General features: G+C 49.7%; 18 protein-coding genes, 16 tRNA genes and 1 rRNA gene. 4 read left to right on the top strand and 31 right to left on the bottom strand.

Going from position 1 to position 17211, the window contains the following annotated elements; genetic code table 11:
* The first annotated feature begins 147 nt into the window (after window positions 1-147).
* Together WFK81_RS25445 and WFK81_RS25440 are read left to right on the top strand one after the other, a co-directional pair.
* Window positions 148-489, top strand: coding sequence for a TM2 domain-containing protein (locus tag WFK81_RS25445; protein ID WP_336789514.1), 342 nt, complete (start codon window positions 148-150; stop codon window positions 487-489).
* A gap of 9 nt (window positions 490-498) precedes the next feature.
* A complete protein-coding gene (locus tag WFK81_RS25440) occupies window positions 499-885 on the top strand; it encodes a TM2 domain-containing protein (RefSeq protein WP_336789512.1) in 387 nt (128 codons plus the stop codon).
* 60 nt (window positions 886-945) lie between these two features.
* On the opposite strand, the gene WFK81_RS25435 is transcribed toward WFK81_RS25440, so the two are convergent.
* The 4 genes from WFK81_RS25435 to WFK81_RS25420 all read right to left on the bottom strand — a co-directional run bounded on the left by WFK81_RS25435 (window position 946) and on the right by WFK81_RS25420 (window position 5697).
* Window positions 946-2535: a peptide chain release factor 3 gene (locus tag WFK81_RS25435; RefSeq protein ID WP_336789510.1), complete on the bottom strand. Its 1590-nt coding sequence runs from the start codon at window positions 2533-2535 to the stop codon at window positions 946-948.
* A 42-nt stretch (window positions 2536-2577) separates the two neighbouring features.
* Entirely contained in the window at window positions 2578-3201 is a 624-nt protein-coding gene (locus tag WFK81_RS25430) for a cyclase family protein (protein ID WP_336789508.1), read from the bottom strand.
* Window positions 3202-3240: 39 nt separating this feature from the next.
* A complete protein-coding gene (gene zwf, locus WFK81_RS25425) occupies window positions 3241-4785 on the bottom strand; it encodes a glucose-6-phosphate dehydrogenase (RefSeq protein WP_336789506.1) in 1545 nt (514 codons plus the stop codon).
* Window positions 4786-4908: 123 nt separating this feature from the next.
* A complete protein-coding gene (locus tag WFK81_RS25420; protein WP_336789504.1) occupies window positions 4909-5697 on the bottom strand; it encodes a YwmB family TATA-box binding protein in 789 nt (262 codons plus the stop codon).
* 69 nt (window positions 5698-5766) lie between these two features.
* Here WFK81_RS25420 and WFK81_RS25415 point away from each other — a divergent pair, with 69 nt between their 5' ends.
* Both WFK81_RS25415 and WFK81_RS25410 read left to right on the top strand, forming a co-directional pair.
* On the top strand, window positions 5767-6147 hold the full coding sequence (locus WFK81_RS25415; RefSeq protein ID WP_336789502.1) for a hypothetical protein: 381 nt from the start codon (window positions 5767-5769) through the stop codon (window positions 6145-6147).
* 74 nt (window positions 6148-6221) lie between these two features.
* Window positions 6222-6887, top strand: coding sequence for a hypothetical protein (locus WFK81_RS25410; RefSeq protein ID WP_336789500.1), 666 nt, complete (start codon window positions 6222-6224; stop codon window positions 6885-6887).
* A 106-nt stretch (window positions 6888-6993) separates the two neighbouring features.
* Here WFK81_RS25410 and WFK81_RS25405 read toward each other — a convergent pair whose 3' ends face one another.
* The 27 genes from WFK81_RS25405 to WFK81_RS25275 all read right to left on the bottom strand — a co-directional run.
* Window positions 6994-7692 carry a response regulator gene (locus WFK81_RS25405; RefSeq protein WP_442956100.1) on the bottom strand — a complete coding sequence of 233 codons (699 nt, stop codon included), beginning with the start codon at window positions 7690-7692 and terminating at the stop codon, window positions 6994-6996.
* Window positions 7693-7698: 6 nt separating this feature from the next.
* Window positions 7699-8712 (bottom strand): sensor histidine kinase, encoded by a 1014-nt coding sequence (locus WFK81_RS25400; RefSeq protein ID WP_336789499.1) that lies wholly within the window; start codon window positions 8710-8712, stop codon window positions 7699-7701.
* A 128-nt stretch (window positions 8713-8840) separates the two neighbouring features.
* Entirely contained in the window at window positions 8841-9542 is a 702-nt protein-coding gene (locus WFK81_RS25395; RefSeq protein WP_336789498.1) for a PspA/IM30 family protein, read from the bottom strand.
* A gap of 2 nt (window positions 9543-9544) precedes the next feature.
* Entirely contained in the window at window positions 9545-10039 is a 495-nt protein-coding gene (locus WFK81_RS25390; protein WP_336789496.1) for a PspC domain-containing protein, read from the bottom strand.
* Window positions 10027-10713 carry a PspA/IM30 family protein gene (locus tag WFK81_RS25385; RefSeq protein ID WP_336789494.1) on the bottom strand — a complete coding sequence of 229 codons (687 nt, stop codon included), beginning with the start codon at window positions 10711-10713 and terminating at the stop codon, window positions 10027-10029. The genes WFK81_RS25390 and WFK81_RS25385 overlap by 13 nt, the downstream gene beginning before the upstream one ends.
* A 23-nt stretch (window positions 10714-10736) precedes the next feature.
* A complete protein-coding gene (locus tag WFK81_RS25380) occupies window positions 10737-11036 on the bottom strand; it encodes a LiaF transmembrane domain-containing protein (protein ID WP_336789492.1) in 300 nt (99 codons plus the stop codon).
* A 215-nt stretch (window positions 11037-11251) separates the two neighbouring features.
* On the bottom strand, window positions 11252-12355 hold the full coding sequence (locus tag WFK81_RS25375; RefSeq protein WP_336789490.1) for a GerAB/ArcD/ProY family transporter: 1104 nt from the start codon (window positions 12353-12355) through the stop codon (window positions 11252-11254).
* 6 nt (window positions 12356-12361) lie between these two features.
* The gene (locus WFK81_RS25370) at window positions 12362-12601 is read right to left on the bottom strand and encodes a hypothetical protein (RefSeq protein WP_336789489.1); all 240 of its coding nucleotides are present in this window, start codon (window positions 12599-12601) and stop codon (window positions 12362-12364) included.
* A 13-nt stretch (window positions 12602-12614) separates the two neighbouring features.
* Window positions 12615-13811: a Ger(x)C family spore germination protein gene (locus WFK81_RS25365; RefSeq protein WP_336789488.1), complete on the bottom strand. Its 1197-nt coding sequence runs from the start codon at window positions 13809-13811 to the stop codon at window positions 12615-12617.
* Window positions 13812-13847: 36 nt separating this feature from the next.
* On the bottom strand, window positions 13848-15308 hold the full coding sequence (locus tag WFK81_RS25360; protein ID WP_336789487.1) for a spore germination protein: 1461 nt from the start codon (window positions 15306-15308) through the stop codon (window positions 13848-13850).
* Window positions 15309-15476: 168 nt separating this feature from the next.
* A tRNA-Leu gene (locus tag WFK81_RS25355) sits at window positions 15477-15558 on the bottom strand.
* A gap of 12 nt (window positions 15559-15570) precedes the next feature.
* Window positions 15571-15647: transfer RNA gene (locus tag WFK81_RS25350), tRNA-Arg, on the bottom strand.
* Window positions 15648-15665: 18 nt separating this feature from the next.
* Window positions 15666-15739, bottom strand: a tRNA-Cys gene (locus WFK81_RS25345).
* Between the two features lie 9 nt (window positions 15740-15748).
* Window positions 15749-15823, bottom strand: a tRNA-Gly gene (locus WFK81_RS25340).
* A 5-nt stretch (window positions 15824-15828) separates the two neighbouring features.
* Window positions 15829-15903, bottom strand: a tRNA-Gln gene (locus WFK81_RS25335).
* Window positions 15904-15930: 27 nt separating this feature from the next.
* Window positions 15931-16006: transfer RNA gene (locus WFK81_RS25330), tRNA-His, on the bottom strand.
* A gap of 22 nt (window positions 16007-16028) precedes the next feature.
* Window positions 16029-16102 (bottom strand) — tRNA-Trp (locus WFK81_RS25325).
* Between the two features lie 3 nt (window positions 16103-16105).
* A tRNA-Tyr gene (locus WFK81_RS25320) sits at window positions 16106-16189 on the bottom strand.
* A 6-nt stretch (window positions 16190-16195) separates the two neighbouring features.
* A tRNA-Thr gene (locus WFK81_RS25315) sits at window positions 16196-16271 on the bottom strand.
* Window positions 16272-16297: 26 nt separating this feature from the next.
* Window positions 16298-16373, bottom strand: a tRNA-Phe gene (locus WFK81_RS25310).
* A 15-nt stretch (window positions 16374-16388) separates the two neighbouring features.
* Window positions 16389-16465, bottom strand: a tRNA-Asp gene (locus WFK81_RS25305).
* 35 nt (window positions 16466-16500) lie between these two features.
* Window positions 16501-16577, bottom strand: a tRNA-Met gene (locus WFK81_RS25300).
* A gap of 17 nt (window positions 16578-16594) precedes the next feature.
* Window positions 16595-16670, bottom strand: a tRNA-Val gene (locus WFK81_RS25295).
* An 81-nt stretch (window positions 16671-16751) separates the two neighbouring features.
* A tRNA-Glu gene (locus WFK81_RS25290) sits at window positions 16752-16826 on the bottom strand.
* Between the two features lie 40 nt (window positions 16827-16866).
* Window positions 16867-16957 (bottom strand) — tRNA-Ser (locus tag WFK81_RS25285).
* A 5-nt stretch (window positions 16958-16962) separates the two neighbouring features.
* Window positions 16963-17038 (bottom strand) — tRNA-Asn (locus WFK81_RS25280).
* 62 nt (window positions 17039-17100) lie between these two features.
* Window positions 17101-17211 (bottom strand): 23S ribosomal RNA (locus tag WFK81_RS25275); the annotation flags it as partial.

The raw sequence follows: 17211 nt of genomic DNA, 5'->3' as shown, positions 1-17211 counted from the left end.
TACATTATGTCATGAAAGCGCTGCTTCGTCAACCGGATAAGCCAATAAAGATTTCCACTATTTTTACGAAAATTTGGGTTGTATGATTTTTACATAACCCCTATACTTTAGCTGGTGGACTACAAATTAGATAAAGGGGAGCAGTACATGTCATTTAACATCGCGCAAAAAAGCCAACTCGACGCAAGGGAGCTACTTCTGCTGGAGCAAGAGGTGAAGGATCGCGGCAAGAATATGATCATCGCTTATGTGCTCTGGTATTTCCTCGGCGTATTTGGCGGTCACCGCTTCTATCTCGGGCGTACAGGCTCCGCAATTGCACAGCTTATTCTTACCATTTCCGTTATCGGCGTGATTGTGACCTCTATTTGGTGGATCGTCGATGCTTTCCTCCTGCACCAATGGGTAAGAGATCGCAACCGCGCTGTCGAAGGTCAGCTTATTGATGAAATTTTGGCTCACAAGCATTTTCACAGTGGCTCATTCTAGGAGGTCTTCATGAATCGTCAAGACCTCACGCTTAATGAACTGATGGTCTTTAATTCCGAGATGCGGAGTAGCGAGAAGTCAGCCGCTATCGCTTATCTGATGCTTCTTGGCGGTCACCTCGGTGTACACCGCTTTTACCTGAAGCGCAAGAAGACAGCGATTATCCAGCTGATTCTATTCCTCATCGCAACTCCAGCCTATATATTACTCAGTATTGCTTCCGCAGCTGAACAAAAGGCCTTTCTAATTATTAGCATCATCCTATTTGCCCTGCCTGCCGCTGCCTTGTTCATTTGGGTTATCGTGGATCTCTTCCTGATCTCCCGCATGGTCAAAGAGTACAACAAGGAAGTTGAACGGGATTTGATTGAGCAAATTATCCGTTATAGGCAATAGCAGCGCAAAAAAGCCCCTGATCATTGAGATCGGGGGCTTTTATTTTAAGTCTAGTTACGCTTATGGAGCAGTCTCCAGGAATTTCATCGTTGGATTCTTATCCATCGCGGTACGCATCGCATATTCATTCTCGAAGAGAACAACGTAATTGCCTTTTTTGTCTTTCACAAGGGTAGAGTTGATCCGGAACTTCGAAGGATCAATCTTATCGTCAACGATCCAACGCGCGAATTGGAACGGCATGCGGTGCAGCTGAATATCAACGCCGTATTCACCCTTCATCCGGTACTCGAATACCTCGAACTGCAGGTGGCCGACTACGCCAAGAATCGTTTCGTCAGCAAAGCCGCTGGCAGAGTAGAACACCTGAATAGTGCCTTCCTCGGTCAACTGGTCAATACCCTTCTGATATTGCTTATGCTTCAATGCGTTCTTAACGGTAACCTTGGCGAAGATCTCCGGAGAGAACGTAGGCAGCTCGTCGAATACGACCTCGGAGCCTTGCGACAAGGAATCGCCAATCCGGAAAATACCCGGGTCGAACAAACCGATAATATCGCCCGGATAAGCCGTCTCGACAATATCGCGGTCCTGCGCCAGGAATTGCTGAGGCTGGGACAGCTTAATGTCTTTGCCTGCACGAACATGGCGGACGCTCATGCCGCGTTCGAAACGTCCGGAGCAAATCCGAAGGAAGGCGATACGGTCGCGGTGCGCCGGGTTCATGTTGGCTTGGATTTTGAAGACATAACCGGAGAACTTCTCGTTTGTTGGGTCAACCGAACCGTTAGTACTCATCCGCGGAGCCGGCTTTGGAGCAAGTTCCAGGAAGTTCTCAAGGAACGTTTGAACGCCGAAGTTGTTCACGGCGCTTCCGAAGAAGATTGGCGTCAATTCGCCTGCCCGAACCTTATCAAAGTCGAATGGATCGCCTGCTACATCAAGAAGCTCCAAGTCCTGTATGAGCTGATCATGCAGGTAGTCGCCAGCCATTTCGCGAATGACCGGATCATTATAATCCTCAACTTTGCGAACCTCGATCGTGCTGTGGTCATTGCCTTGGAACAGCTCAACCTGATTTTTCATCCGGTCGTATACGCCGCACAGCTCGCGGCCCATGCCGATTGGCCAGTTCATTGGCACCGAACGAATGCCGAGTACCCGCTCCAGCTCTTCCATCAGTTCGAATGGGCTTTGGCCTTCGCGGTCCAGCTTGTTAATAAACGTAAAGATCGGAATACCGCGTTTGCGGCAAACCTGGAACAGCTTGATCGTCTGCGCCTCGACGCCTTTCGCAACGTCGATCAGCATAACGGCGCTGTCCGCCGCGGTCAGCGTACGGTACGTGTCTTCAGAGAAATCCTGGTGACCAGGCGTGTCCAGAATGTTAACCCGGTGCCCCAAATAATCGAACTGCATCACGCTGGACGTAACGGAGATACCGCGCTGCTTCTCGATCTCCATCCAGTCGGATGTAGCGTGGCGGCTCGCTTTGCGGGCTTTTACCGAGCCTGCAAGACGAATAGCTCCCCCAAACAAGAGGAGCTTCTCTGTTAATGTCGTTTTACCGGCGTCAGGGTGAGAGATAATCGCAAAGGTACGGCGCTTATCTACTTCCTGTGTGATTTCATTACTTAATGTTTGGCTCATGCTTGCCTTCCCTTCATGGCGTCGCCGCGAAGCAACGCTCCTTTATCCATTCCCGATCAGCAGCGCGCGTGCCGGCGCCGCTTCAATACCGGTCAATTTCAAAGGCGCAATCACCATGAAATAAGAGCCGGGCGGCACTTCCTTCAGGCGAAGCCCTTCTATAATAATGACATTGTTGCGGAATAACGTCCGGTGGGTTGGATACTCCGCCTGGGAGCGTTCAATCCCAAGTCCGTCCGTACCGATCCCGCGAACCCCTACCTCAACGAGGTAACGGGCGCCATCATCCCGCAGGAATACAAAATCGGATTCAAAGGAATCCGTAAATGAATTTTTCGTTTTTACAAGAATGAACTCGCCCTTTTGCAGGCCGTGCTTCTCCAGGTCTTCTCTCGTAATGCTGTCGTTCACGTCCGTGAAGTCCAGAACCCGGGCATTGCCGACAAGTTCTTCAAGACCAATCGTCTCGATGGTTGAGCCATCCTCCAGCATATGCAGAGGCGCATCGACATGGGTGCCGCAATGGACATCCATATCGATGCGCGATTCGTTAACGCCGTCTGGAGAGGTAGGCTGGGAGATGATTTCAGGCTGCTTGCCGTCATGGTTGCCCCATACTTGCATGCCCTTTTCGATGGTCATCGAAATATCGTAAACCTTAAACATAAAGGCGTATCCCTCCGTCAGCGGTGTGCTGGTACTAAATTACTTGCCGCTATTCGATACCCAAATCACATTATCTTCTTCTTGCCCGTTAACCGGCCACCATTTGAAGCCGTCTTGCGCCAGCAGCTTTTCAGCTTTCTCCGGGCCCCACGAGCCTGCAGGATAGTGCTGCAGATCGGACGAATCTTCGCGCCATGCAGCCGCGATGCGGTCAACGAATTCCCAAGCTTGAGCCACTTCATCCCAACGGGTGAAGTACGTCGAATCCCCGCGAACGGCATCATGGATCAGGCGCTCGTAAGCTTCCGGCGTATTGATGCCGATTTGGCAGCTTTGGCAGAATTCCATATTTACAGGCTGTACCGAATTGTCTTCGCCCGGAGTCTTGGCATTTACTTTAATATAGATGCCTTCCATCGGGTTAACGCGAATAACGAGCAAGTTCGGCTGCAGATCATGACGCTGCGCGAACAAAACGTTTTGCGGCATCGATTTGAATTCGATAACAACCTCCGTCGTTTTCACCGGAAGTCGTTTGCCTGTGCGAATGTAGAACGGTACTCCCGCCCAGCGGAAATTGTCAACCGCCAGCTTTGCGGCAAAATAAGTTTCCGTCGTGGAGTTCTCGCCTACCGAATCCTCTTGGCGGTAACCGGGAAGCTCTTTCCCATTGAGAGAGCCTTCGCTGTATTGGCCGCGTACAACCAGGTTGCGTACTTCGTCGCTCGATTTGTACGGACGAAGGGAGCGAAGCACTTTAACCTTCTCGTCGCGAATGTCTTCGCCATGCAGGCGGCTAGGCGGCTCCATAGCAATCATCGTCAGCATTTGAAGCATATGGTTTTGACCCATGTCGCGAAGGGCGCCGGATTTATCGTAGTAACCGCCGCGTTCTTCTACGCCAACCGTTTCAGAAAGCGTGATCTGCACGTTTGCGATATGATTGTTGTTCCACAGCGGCTCAAAAAACGCATTCGCAAAGCGGATCACTTGAATATTTTGCACCATCTCTTTGCCGAGGTAGTGGTCAATACGGTAGATTTCTTCTTCTTTGAATACTTGCGTGATTTGGTCATTCAGCTTTTGCGCCGATTCCAGATCATAGCCGAATGGCTTCTCGATGACGACGCGGTGCCAGCCCTTGGATTCGAGCAGTCCGCCGTCGCGAAGGCTGAACGATACGGGGCCGAACAGCGACGGTGCAAGCGCCAGATAGAACAGACGGTTGCCCGGAATATTGAATTTGGCATCCAGCTGATCGGACAGTGTTGCCAGACCGCGGAATGCTTCTACGTTGTTAATATCAAGCGGCATATATTCGAAGTGCTCTGCGAAGCGGTTCCAGAGCTCTACGTCATCTGCTTTATAACGGCAGAATTCCACGATCGACTCGTACAGGTCGGCGCGGAACTGTTCGTTTGTGCGCTCTCTGCGCGCGAGGCCTACAACGGCGAAATTTTCAGACAGCTTTCCTTCTTTATATAAGCTGAACAAGGCAGGAAACAACTTGCGCTTCGCCAAATCGCCTGTCGCCCCGAAGATATAATAAATAGCGCCTTGCGCATTTGATGATTCAACGTTCATAACAGTCAGTTCCCTCATTCTTTCCATATATTTTTTTATTTTTATTTATGTAGTTTAGCATATTAATCCTTAAACTGCTATTCATCCAATCATAAAAAAAACTAATTAGCCATCATATTTCTTCTAATCGTTTCCTGCTTCGGAAACGGTGTAATCTCCCGTTATTAACGGGGTTCCGACGATTAAGGAAAGCGCCCCGGACTCGGTTTCGCGATGCTCGGCAACTTGCAGATTCGCCTTCTTTCCCGCTCCCGCTTCCACCGAAGAGAAGAGCTTTTCCGAGTAGTAAGCTTCGCTGACCGTTCCGCTCTCGTCCTTGTACCGGTCAATCCGTTTGCCGCCCGCGGCCTTTGCCAGACGTTCCGCTGCGTTATTGTATTCCGTCTTACCGCGAACCGTCATACCTCCGGAATAGGAAACGCCCGCCTTCTTTAATACGGCTTCCGTACGGTTTACGAACGCAAGCAGCTGCTTCTTGTCCGCCTTCTGATTGGTCGTAAATACAAGCATGGCCTTATGATCCGACGTTAGCGGGAATATGGACAGTGTTCCCTGCTTCTGTCCCTTTTCATCCGCTTGAAGCTGTTGTTCCGCCTGCTCCAGGTTTTCCCCTTCAAGATCCCATCTTATGGTCCATTCGGTATCGGCCGCGCCGTTGCTGTAGAGCTTGTCCGTCCACTGCCATAGCAGCGCCAGATCATGGGCAACGATGCCCGGATTCTCGTCGGACCGGAGCTGGTCCCTGTTGAAGACTGCCCAGATCATGCCGACTACCAGAACAACTGCTGCCAAAAAAACCGCGCGCCGCGCTTTCTTACGGCTGGATTGCTCGGCCGTCTTTTGAACAAATCGATTCGCTGCGATGACCATAACCTCCCTTTGACCATTTATTACCGCTAGGTGTTTGACCATACCTATTCGCCTCTGGGTGAATACACTGGTTGCAAAGCCTAATGCAAGTAAACATAAGGAGGAGCCTGAATGGAACAGATTTATCCTCTCGAGGAAGATATCGTATCGCGATTTTGCGGCATGCCTGTGTATATCATTATGAAGGATGGAACGAGGCATATCGGCATGCTGAGCAGATGCTCGGGCGGAAAGCTTACGCTCAACGAAGATCCTAACGTTTCCGCTGCCGACGAGCCGGAGGCTGCAACGGTACAATCCTCGAAGAAGAGCAAGAAAAGCCCTAAATCCAAGGTCCGTCCGCAAGGCAAATCAAGCAAGCCGGAGCAGCCCGTGCAAACGCAATCCTACCCGTTTGACCCTTACGACTACGAGCCTCGCCCGTACTATCCGTTCCGCGATTTGATTACGCTTGATTTTGCGCTTATTGCTTTTTTATTTCTTTTGTTCTGACAGACACCATTCGCCAGCCTTTGCCGCAAAAGCATAATATGCTTGACATATCAACCATAAAGGAGGCAGTCTAAATGCGAATGATGTCTATAACGCCTGCCAGACGAACCGATCGGCTTTATGCCGCTGCTCCGGTTCGGCCTTACGGCAAAAGTTCATTCCGAGAAGAAGAGCCTGCGAGGCTGCCTCCCGGATCTGCTTTATTTGACAGCTTCGATTGGGGCGCCCCTTACCGTCATGCTGCCCAAACGGCGGCAGGATGGCTTCGGCACAGCAGACAAGCCCAGCTCAAGATCCGGCTCTCCGCCCGAACAATCAAGCAAAATCCTTCATTGTCTGTCATTGAGGAAGAGCTGCGAAAGACAGCTGCAGCCGTAAACGGACTGCTTGCTTTCCTCAAAGAGGCTGAAGCCCTCCTGAATCCGCAGCTTAGGTCGACTCTTGAACAAGCCATGTCCCATCCCGCCGCGGTTAAATATGGACTGATGCTTGTGAACGGTACCTGGCAGATCCAACTTCCGGAGTCCTGCATGAACGAATCCTCTGTTCAGCTGCTCACCGGTCCAAAAGGCTGGCTCGCTTGTCTTCACAAAGCGCTTGAAGAGCCTCTTTCCGCAAAAGTACTGGATTTGCTGCGCAAGGATATCCCGCTCCTGCAGCCCTATAGCTGTTACTACAATTCGATGGCAACGTATTGGCCTTTTCCTTCTAGCGGAATGCTTCTTAACCGCCGCCTTTAACTTATTTTAGCAAAAACTGGACTTCCCCTCCAGCCGTCAACAAAAAAAGGGGGCTCCCCTGAAATTCAACTTCAGGCAAGCCCCGCTCCGATCTCCAACCTGCTTCTTACTCCGCAATCCCTTGCTTATGCGCGTAAATCGCCGCTTGCGTACGGTCCTCAACGCCAAGTTTATTAAAGATGTTCGTAATGTGGAACTTGACGGTCTTCACGCCGATAAACAGCTCGTCCGCTATTTCCTGATTGGACATGCCTTGCGCTACCCGCTTCAGAACGTCCATCTCCCGCTCCGTCAAATCATCGTGAAGCGCCGCTTGTACCGGCTGCTTCGGTTTGCGGAGCCGGTTCATCATCTTGGCGGCAACCTGCGACTCCAGTACCGACTGGCCGCGCGCCGCTGCGCGGATCGCATCCGCAATCTCCGTTGCTCTTGCCGTCTTGAGCAGGTAGCTGAACGCGCCCGCTTCAATAACCGGATACAGCTTGCTATCGTCAATAAAGCTGGTTAATACGATAACCTTGCACTCCGGATACAGCTCAAGCAGCTTTTGCGTTGTTTCCACGCCATCCATGCCGTCCATAACAAGATCCATAAGTACGATATCAGGCTTATAGGCCTGAGCCAGCCGGATTCCGTCATAACCGTTGCTTGCTTCCCCTACGACTTCGATACCCTCTTCCGTATCGAGCACCGCAGCCAGTCCGATACGCACCATTTCATGATCATCGACTAACAATACTTTAATCCGTTCATTCAGTTGTTCGATCGGTTCCACCTTATTCACCGCTTCCTTCAACATGTACATGGTTGTCTACTTTTCTATTTCGCCGTCAATCGGAACCCGGATATCTATGCTTGTTCCCTCTCCCGGTTTTGAGATCATATGTAAATAGCCGCCAAGCTCATTCACACGCTCTTCCATCGTTAATAATCCGTAAGAGGTTTGTTTCTTCGCTTCCAGGTCGAACCCGATGCCGGTATCTTTTAATAACATACGTACTTCGGGGCCTTTCCGATGCAGCTTAATTTCCATACTTTCCGCTTTTGCATGCCGAAGGGTATTCGACAAGGCTTCTTGCGCGATTCTGAACAAATGATCCTCCGCCTCGGGCTTCATCGTAATCGAATCATCAACATCAAGATCAATCGTCATCGGAACCTTTTGCTTAAGCTCGTCCACCAGCGCGGTTAAAGCGGCAGCCAAATTTTTGCCGTCCAGATGAACGGGTCTTAAATGCAGCAGCAGGGCGCGCATCTCGGATTGCGCTACGGAAGCCATCTCCTCGATGAGCTGTACCTGTCTTTTCGCCCGCTCCCAGTCCCGCTCAATCGTGCGGCTGACAGCCGTTGCCGTCATCGAGATCGCGAACAGCTGCTGACTAACCGCGTCATGCAGCTCTCTTGCAAGCCGTTGTCGTTCCTCGATAACTGCCGAGAATTTGACCTTCTCCGTCCAGATCGCATCGCTTTGCTCCTGTTCGGACACCGGAACACCGCCTTCCTCCTCCCCCGAAGTCAGCGTCACCCGATAGCTGCGTCTGCGCTGCTGTTCGCTAAGCCGTTCAACCGCTTGCTTGAGCTTGGAATTCTGCAGAAAGCCGACGATCGCTGCAGCTGCCATTGCTGCCCCGATTACGGTAAGTCCTAAGATAGCCCACTTGCCTTGGAAAGTATACAGCCGCACGTAACCAATCGCCTGCAGCACAATGATGACAAGACTCACGATAATAATGAGCCACAATACGGTCTCGGTCACATTTTTGCGTCTTGCTTCTTTATTGGGCCTCTCCGCACGATGGTGCTCATTCGCTTGTCCCTCAGCCATCCAGGTCCAACTCCTTCTAATACGTACGCAGGGAAGAGCAGACCGTCTCCCGCAAGGTCATTAAGCTAGGCTTAATGACCTTGCGGTTACCAGGTCCGCTCCTCCGTCTTAGCATACTTCTAGTTGATTTATACTTCTTCCGGTTTGTTCAGCTTGCTTTTCAAAGCTTCAAGCTGCTCGTCAACCTTCAGCTTTTTCTCCATATCAGCGGCACTAAAGGATCCTGTATTGGTGCCAGTACCGGTGTATGCTGCAGAGTAAGGTGTGCGAAGAACATCCGCTTCCGCTTCAAGCTGCATGATTTTCTCTTCCATACGGTAGAAGCCTCTCGACGCCGTACCGCTGTCGATCGTATGGTTCGAAGAAATTTGAGCCATTTGCTTTTGCGCTTTAGCGATCTGAGCGCGGGATGCGAGCTCATTGCGTTTGTTGCGAAGCTGGTAGAACTCATCCTTCATGCCGTGCAATTGCTGCATCAGCTCTTCTGCTTGCGTTTTCGCTTGTGCATGAAGATCGCTGTATTCGTTCACTTTCTGGTCGAAATAAAGCTTCTCCTCGAGCAGCTTGCGAGCGAACTCTTCCTGGCCGGCGCGAAGTGCTGCTTCTGCCTTCGACTCACGGTCGGCGATGCTGCGTACCGCTTCATCCAGACGTTGTTTCAGACGGCGTTCGTTGGCCATTTGTTTCGCTACCGTAACTTCGGCTTGATGAATTTCCGATTCCATGTCGCGCAGATATTGATTCAGCATAACCACCGGATCTTCCATTTTATCCAATACCTCATTCACCGATGCCTTAGTCAGATCCTTCATTCTTTTAAAGATTCCCATTGTTAAATCTCTCCCTTCTCATATTTAGCCAATTTGGCGCGTAATTCTTCGATTTCTTTGCGGAGTGCTTTTTTCTCCAGATCATCCATCATGCTATCGAATTGCGACGACGAGGTTTGCTGGCCGGGACGTCCTTGCGAGAAGTTGTCCCATTGTCCCTGCGGCGGGTTTTTGTAAGGACCACCGAAGGAGGAACCAAATCCGCCTTGGCCGCCTTGACCGCCGTTATAGCCGTTGCCGTAACCGCTGCCGCCGTAGCCGCCTCCAAACCCTCCGGGTCCAAAGCCGTGACCGTTATAAAACGTTGGTTCCTTAGGAACGATAAGGCCGGCGATGATGTAGACAGGGATTGCGAATCCGCTCGTAAAGATGGTAACCACGATTAGCAGGATACGGATAAGGGTCGCATCAACATTGATCATTTCCGCGAGTCCGCCGCAGAGACCAAACAGCTTCTTGTCGCGGGTGGACCGGTACAGTTTTTTCAAGACGACCATCCTTCCTTCTCAAGCTTCTTCTTTAATTGCTGCAGCTCGCGTTCGATAACGGATTGCACTTGATTGCCTGCTTCGCTGATGAACTCTTTGCCCATCCGGCGCAGATCATGCAGGCTTTTTGCCTCCATCTCCATATCGCCGATCCGGTCTTCCAGTCTGCGGAACATCGAGCCAGGCTGAATGCCGCCCGCCTGGCCGCCCTCCGTGTACCGTGCATTCATGCGCTGCTGGAGTCTGAGCGACTCCATTCTTGCCGCGTAATATTCGCGCTTGTCATAGACGAGCTGGTATTCGCTTCGCATTTCGCGAAGCTGGTCTTCCAGGTCCATCGTATTCTGACGGCTTTGCTCATACAGCTCGCGGTACTGATTCGAACGTTCTTCGCTTGTTGTCTTCTCGTGAAGAGCGATTCTCGCAAGCTGCTCCTCGCCGGCTTTCAGCGCGGTCAGCGCTTGCTGCTCGCGCTTTTCCTTCTGCTGCTCTGCTTGCAGCCACTGCGCTTTCAGATGATTGCTATGTGCCAGATATTGCTGATGCAGCCGCTCCGCTTGAATGATTTCTTCCCTTGTCGACCAGAGGAACTGGTCAATCAGGCGAACCGGATCTTCTGCTTTTTCCAGTCTTTCATTTAATGTTGCAACTGTAATGTCGCGCACTCGCCGCATAATGCTCATGTATGGCCCTCCCAACTTTTTTATTAGAAATGTCGATTATTGTTATTGCTTTTCACCATCGAAATACCGAACAGGATCAGCACAACCGCAATACCCAGCATAATCAGTTTGGACAATGCCGGCAGCAGCATCAAAATACCGATTGCGCCAACAATACCGCCGATTATCTTTTTATTGCTTCTCCAGGCAACTACCCCAAGTCCAATTAATACGATTGCGAACAGGGTACCTACCAATGCACCAAGATGAATGCCGAAGAATTTTAGTACCATGATACCGCCTGCAACAGCAAGCAATAAGCCTAACGCCTTTTTACCATCCATTGCTTCTTCCACCGCCTCTCAAAGATTGCTTTGTTTATTCTCTTCTTGTGAAGCTCTCTTGCTTATGTTCCTATTGTAGATCGAATCCGCGCTTTCTAAAACGGACCACCGACGGTTTCTATGCTAGACCTAGGTCGAGTCGCTCTTCCGCCTTAAGGGTCGAATCCTGTCCAAAATGCAAAAAAGGCGCCATACCCTAAGCAAGAGTCAGCACCTCACGATGATGATTGGTTCCCCTTGAAGCCGGAACGGAAAGCATCTATGCCAAGCAGCCCCACCGGGATAAGAACCATAAAGATGGTCGCGTATACGGAAAAGACCTTGGGCGTAAATGAAATAAAGCTAACGATATTGTCATAGACAAGAAGAGACAAGAACACAAGCAGCAGGGCAAACGGAAGGGTCAGCGTACGGTAGTCCTTCAACTGAAGCGTCTGGGCTGTCCCAAGCGTTACGGCATACACGCAAATCACCGTCTTGAAAAAAATCGTGATCAACCATATAATCGCCAGCATGGCCTCGACCCTCTGCAGAAAGTTCCCTACGCTGATTTGCTTCGCCAGCGTATAGCTGGCATACATATTCCTCTGCGTAAATTCCGTTCCCAGTACCAGCGTTGACAGCAGAACGCTGACGAGAATAACCACGCTGCCCAGCAGCGTTCCAGAGACCAAGGCGCTTCTTGCTTTCTCAGGCCGGTTCGTATAAGGGACCAGCATCATTAGAATAACCTGTTCCTGAAGATTGAAATAATAAAACGCGCCCAGGATTATCGGCTTTATTCCTTCCTCAAAGATAGGCTCAACTCGGTCCAATTCAATCTGAGGCAGCAGGAAGAAAGCCAGAAAAAGAAACAAGGCGATCACAAAAGGCAAGAAAATCTCCGCTGCCCTAGCCGTTGTCTCAAGACCAAGCCGAACAGCGTAAACCACCACAGTCATAAATAGAATAATGGTAATTTCGATGGGCGTGTTTGGCATGATATGAGTCGTCATGAAATTTCCCAAGACTCGAAGCAGCAAAGCAGACAGCAAAAAGATAAACGATAGGAAAAACAACGAAAGTGCCTTTCCCAGCCATTTGCCTAGAATCTTCTCGCTATATTCCGCAAGGCTAAGAGAGGGATAACGACGAGCTAGCTCACTGTAGATTAAAATGCTTAAAAGATTGGCACCTATTCCCACCAAGCACGCAATCCATCCGTCTTGTCTGGAGTACGCCGACATGATAGACGGAACAATTAGAATAGAAGTGCCAATCGTGTACAACAGCGTGAGAACGGTCAGCTGCCGGTGACTTATTTTTCCTTTTTCAAGCATCCCCCGCTATCCCCCTCCTAGATATTGAAAAATGGCTTCGGCCAAAGGCCTCAGCATATAATCGAGCCCGTTCACCGGATTAGGAATATGCAAATTGAGGAACCTCATAATCACCAGAACAATGCCTAGCCCCAGCAGAAAAGAGAATACCCATAGATCCCTTATCAGTTTTCTCTTCCGCATCGACGGCACTTCAATCAGAATAATTACGGCTGCGACTACGATTAACCATATATATTTCATCATAGCTGCTACCTTCTTATTTCATTTCTTGCATAAACGAATTATTGACCGTACCGGTCTGTCGGATATTGAGCACGACATCCACCTTGACGGGCATCGACTGAAAGACAGTATCCCACTTATCTTCGACCCCTTTCCAATAGGCGGGCTTGGCTCGATGAACGACCTCTCCAAAGCCGAATATATCAACCTTATACTTCTCTTGAACCTGATGGATTGTTTTTTCTATAAAGCCCTTAATGGTTTCCTCGCCTATATGCTCCAGTTCATAAATAGACGACTTCTTAGTCAGATCGATTTTACACAGCACTTCACCAATGCTGACCTCGGTACGGACCCCTAAATGCATTTCCGGTTCTCCGTTAACCATCTTGGCTTTAGGCGTCGTTTTAGAGCGAATGACCTCAATAGTCATTTTCCCGCCGTCGGGGCATTCAATAACCCCAACCGTATTATGAACATCGTTGTGGATAATGGAGTAGCCCCTGCTCTCGGCTTCATTCAGCCAGCCAACAAGCTTATCCTGTCTAAAAACAGCCAAGCCCGAGTATTGCAGGTAAGCTGTCGAAGCAATGCGTTCAACGTTTGCCCGGCTTTCCCCTGTTTCCCGGTCGCCTCTGAGGCGAAGTCCCGTGACAATCGCCTCTTTGCCTTTGCTGACGATATCCATTATGAGTTGATCCAGCGTAATGGATGCAGTCGGAGCCCATTCCTTCTGCGAGTTAAGCAAAGAGGAGTACATCTGATTGGCAGGAATAGCTTCCAAATGGGTTAAAATTTTTAATGTGCTTGCAGCGGTTGTATCTCTTGCTATCGCTATGTAAAAATCGGTGCGGTGCTCATAATACCTCGACATGTACTCAAGAGCATCCCCAACCCCTTCTTTGGCTAACTGCTCGCCAATGATCAACATCCGAAGGTGGGCGGAATAAATAGGTCTCGGCGATATTGTAGTCATTTTTCTTATGGCTTCAAAAATGGTGTTCCCTTTCGCCTGATAGAACGTAACGGGAGTCCGGGTCATCGTTCTGTTATTTGCGGCAACCTCTCCCGGATCTACGACCTGAACCGACACCTGATATTGATTCTCCCCGTCCTTATCGATTCCAATTGCCACAGCAATAGCCAGATCGTTAAGCTCGCGCCGATTCCAGCAGCTTGTCAGCGTCATAGCTATCGAAACAAACAATAAGGAAACTAATAGTCTTCGCATCATCGCAATTCCTCATCTCGCTGCCTTTATTCTCGACTAACGCTTCGGTCCGGGAGCCTTGTTGTTGCCCCGGGTAACATTATTCTGATTTATTAAACGCAAGCGTTTCCGCATGGCCCAATGCGGCAGGCGGAATAAGGTATCCTTCGTATCCTCCGCAATAAACGGTCCAAACGGGCTCATATACGGTACTCCGAAGGTGCGAAGACTGCACAAATGAAGCACTAGCGCAAAAATGCCCAGGATAATCCCGTATAAACCAAACGATGCGGCCAGACCCATTAACACAAAGCGGATCATCCTGATGGAGATTGACATATTCATTGCGGGTACAACAAAGCTTGATATAGCCGTAATAGATACGACAATAACCATCGCAGCTGAAACAATCCCTGCTTCGACAGCGGCTTGTCCAATAACCAAAGTGCCAACAATTGAAATGGCTTGCCCCATTGTTCTTGGCATCCGCACTCCGGCTTCGCGCAGAATCTCGAACGTAATTTCCATAACTAGCGCTTCGATAAAAGCGGGAAAAGGTATCCCCTCCCGTTGTGCCGCAAGACCAATAAGCAGCTGAGTAGGAAGCATCTCTTGATGGAAGGTTGTTATGGCTATATAAAGCGAAGGCCCTAACAGAGCAATAAAAATCCCCATAAAGCGGAGAATCCTTATAAGCGAGCTTATATCGGCTCGTTGGTAATAATCCTCCGCCGAATGCATAAAAGAAATAAACAATGCGGGAACTACAAGCACATGAGGTGTTCCGTCCACGAATATCGCAACCTTGCCTTCAAGAAGTTCGGCAGCGATAACATCCGGCCTTTCCGAGTTGTACATAGTCGGAAATGGACTATAGGCGGAATCCTGAATCAGCTCTTCGATATAGCCGCTTTCCAGAACCCCGTCTATATCTATCCTGGATAATCGGTCACGCACCTCATCCACGATCTTATCGGTTACAATCCCTTTTATATACATCATGGAGACGCTGGTCTGAGTCACTTTCCCGATCCGCATATTCTCCAGCCACAAATCGGGGTTCTTTATCTTCCTTCGGACTAATGCCGTATTTGTGCGGATCGATTCCGTAAACGATTCTTTGGGACCGCGGCTTACCGTTTCCGTCATTGCTTCTGATACAGCGCGGTCTTTAATCCCATTCATGGCAATCGACAATATTTTAGTGCTATCCCATATAAGAATGACATGACCGGAAAACAGGTTATAATACATCGTATCCGTCGATGTCACTTCTTCTACGTCCCCCGCAGTCAACAAGTCCAGAACAGGATGCTGGCTTGTATCAAGCGTCGGAAACTCCACCATTAAAGTCTCCAATATAAAATCCTGAACGGATCCCGTATTTACAAGTCCATCCGCATAAAACAAATGAACTTTCCGTAACCTGTCGGCATATTCGATTTGGAATTCCTTAAAAACAATATCGTTGCTATTTCCGAGTTTTTCTTTAATCGCTGAAATATCGATCTGGCTCATGCTGCATCACTTCACCCGTATTTGATAGTAATCAGTATGGTCATACACCAATCGATATAAACAAAAAAACACCCGGCGGAAGTTGGTCCGCCGGGTGTTCATAAATGTTGATTATAATCAAAAAACGCTGACTGTACAAAGTACGATCAGCGCAATCATTTCAATATATGGTGCCGGTGAGAGGACTCGAACCTCCACGGTTTCCCTCACGATTTTGAGTCGCGCGCGTCTGCCATTCCGCCACACCGGCATTTTGTAAATATGGCGTGCCCTAAGAGATTCGAACTCCTGACCTTTTGATTCGTAGTCAAACGCTCTATCCAGCTGAGCTAAGGGCACATCTTATTGAAATAATTGTGGAGGCGCCACCCAGACTCGAACTGGGGGTAAAGCTTTTGCAGAGCTCTGCCTTACCACTTGGCTATGGCGCCACCATATTATGGAGCGGAAGACGGGAATCGAACCCGCGACCCTCGCCTTGGCAAGGCGATGCTCTACCGCTGAGCCACTTCCGCATAAATGGCTGGGGATCAAGGATTCGAACCTTGGAGTGACGGAGTCAAAGTCCGTTGCCTTACCGCTTGGCTAATCCCCAACAGTAAATCTTCTTTCAAGTAAATAATGGGGCGATCGAAGGGAATCGAACCCTCGAATCTCGGAGCCACAATCCGATGCGTTAACCACTTCGCCACGACCGCCATATTCACTTAAAAAATTATCTGGCAGGGGCAGCAGGAATTGAACCCACACCAAAGGTTTTGGAGACCTTTGTTCTACCTTTAAACTATGCCCCTAAATGGTGGAGGGTGATGGATTCGAACCACCGAACCGTTAGGAAGAGATTTACAGTCTCCCGCGTTTGGCCACTTCGCTAACCCTCCGTAAAATGGTGCCGGCGATAGGAGTCGAACCCACGACCTACTGATTACAAGTCAGTTGCTCTACCAACTGAGCTACACCGGCATATGAATTATTCCAACCATCAAAGATGGTGGCTCGGGACGGAATCGAACCGCCGACACGAGGATTTTCAGTCCTCTGCTCTACCGACTGAGCTACCGAGCCTGATGTTTGATTAAATGGCGGAGCTGACGGGATTCGAACCCGCGGTCTCCTGCGTGACAGGCAGGCATGTTAGGCCTCTACACCACAGCTCCACATCGAATTCTCGGTATAACCGAAGGTAAAGTTTTGGTTGCGGGGGCAGGATTTGAACCTGCGGCCTTCGGGTTATGAGCCCGACGAGCTACCGAGCTGCTCCACCCCGCGTCATTGTAAAATCTATATGGTGGAGGCTGAGGGGATCGAACCCCCGACCCTCTGCTTGTAAGGCAGATGCTCTCCCAGCTGAGCTAAGCCTCCATATTCTCTCGAGCGACTTTTATAATATATCACATTCAAGTCAGCTTGGCAAGAACTTTTTTTTATTTCTTTTTGTAAAAATGGTGACCCGTAGGGGATTCGAACCCCTGTTACCTCCGTGAAAGGGAGGTGTCTTAACCCCTTGACCAACGGGCCTTGCTTATTACGTAGCGATCTGCTATGTAAGAAAAAATTATGGCAGAGAGGAAGGGATTCGAACCCTCGAGACCCGGTTAGAGCCTACACGATTTCCAATCGTGCTCCTTCGACCACTCGGACACCTCTCTATATATGGCTCCCCGAACAGGACTCGAACCTGTGACAACTCGATTAACAGTCGAGTGCTCTACCAACTGAGCTATCAGGGAATATATTCAAAGCTTGCGCCTTGAAAACTGGATGCGAAATAATGAATTATCTTAAGCTGTAGTAGGATAAGCCCTCGACCGATTAGTATTCGTCAGCTCCACACATTGCTGTGCTTCCACCCCGAACCTATCAACCTCGTCGTCTTCAAGGGGTCTTACTAATTGGGAAATCT

Origin of the sequence: Paenibacillus sp. MMO-177, assembly GCF_037147795.1 — a bacterium.
In the GTDB taxonomy this organism is placed as follows: Bacteria; Bacillota; Bacilli; order Paenibacillales; family Paenibacillaceae; genus Pristimantibacillus.
This window is presented reverse-complemented; position numbering and strand designations above follow the sequence as displayed.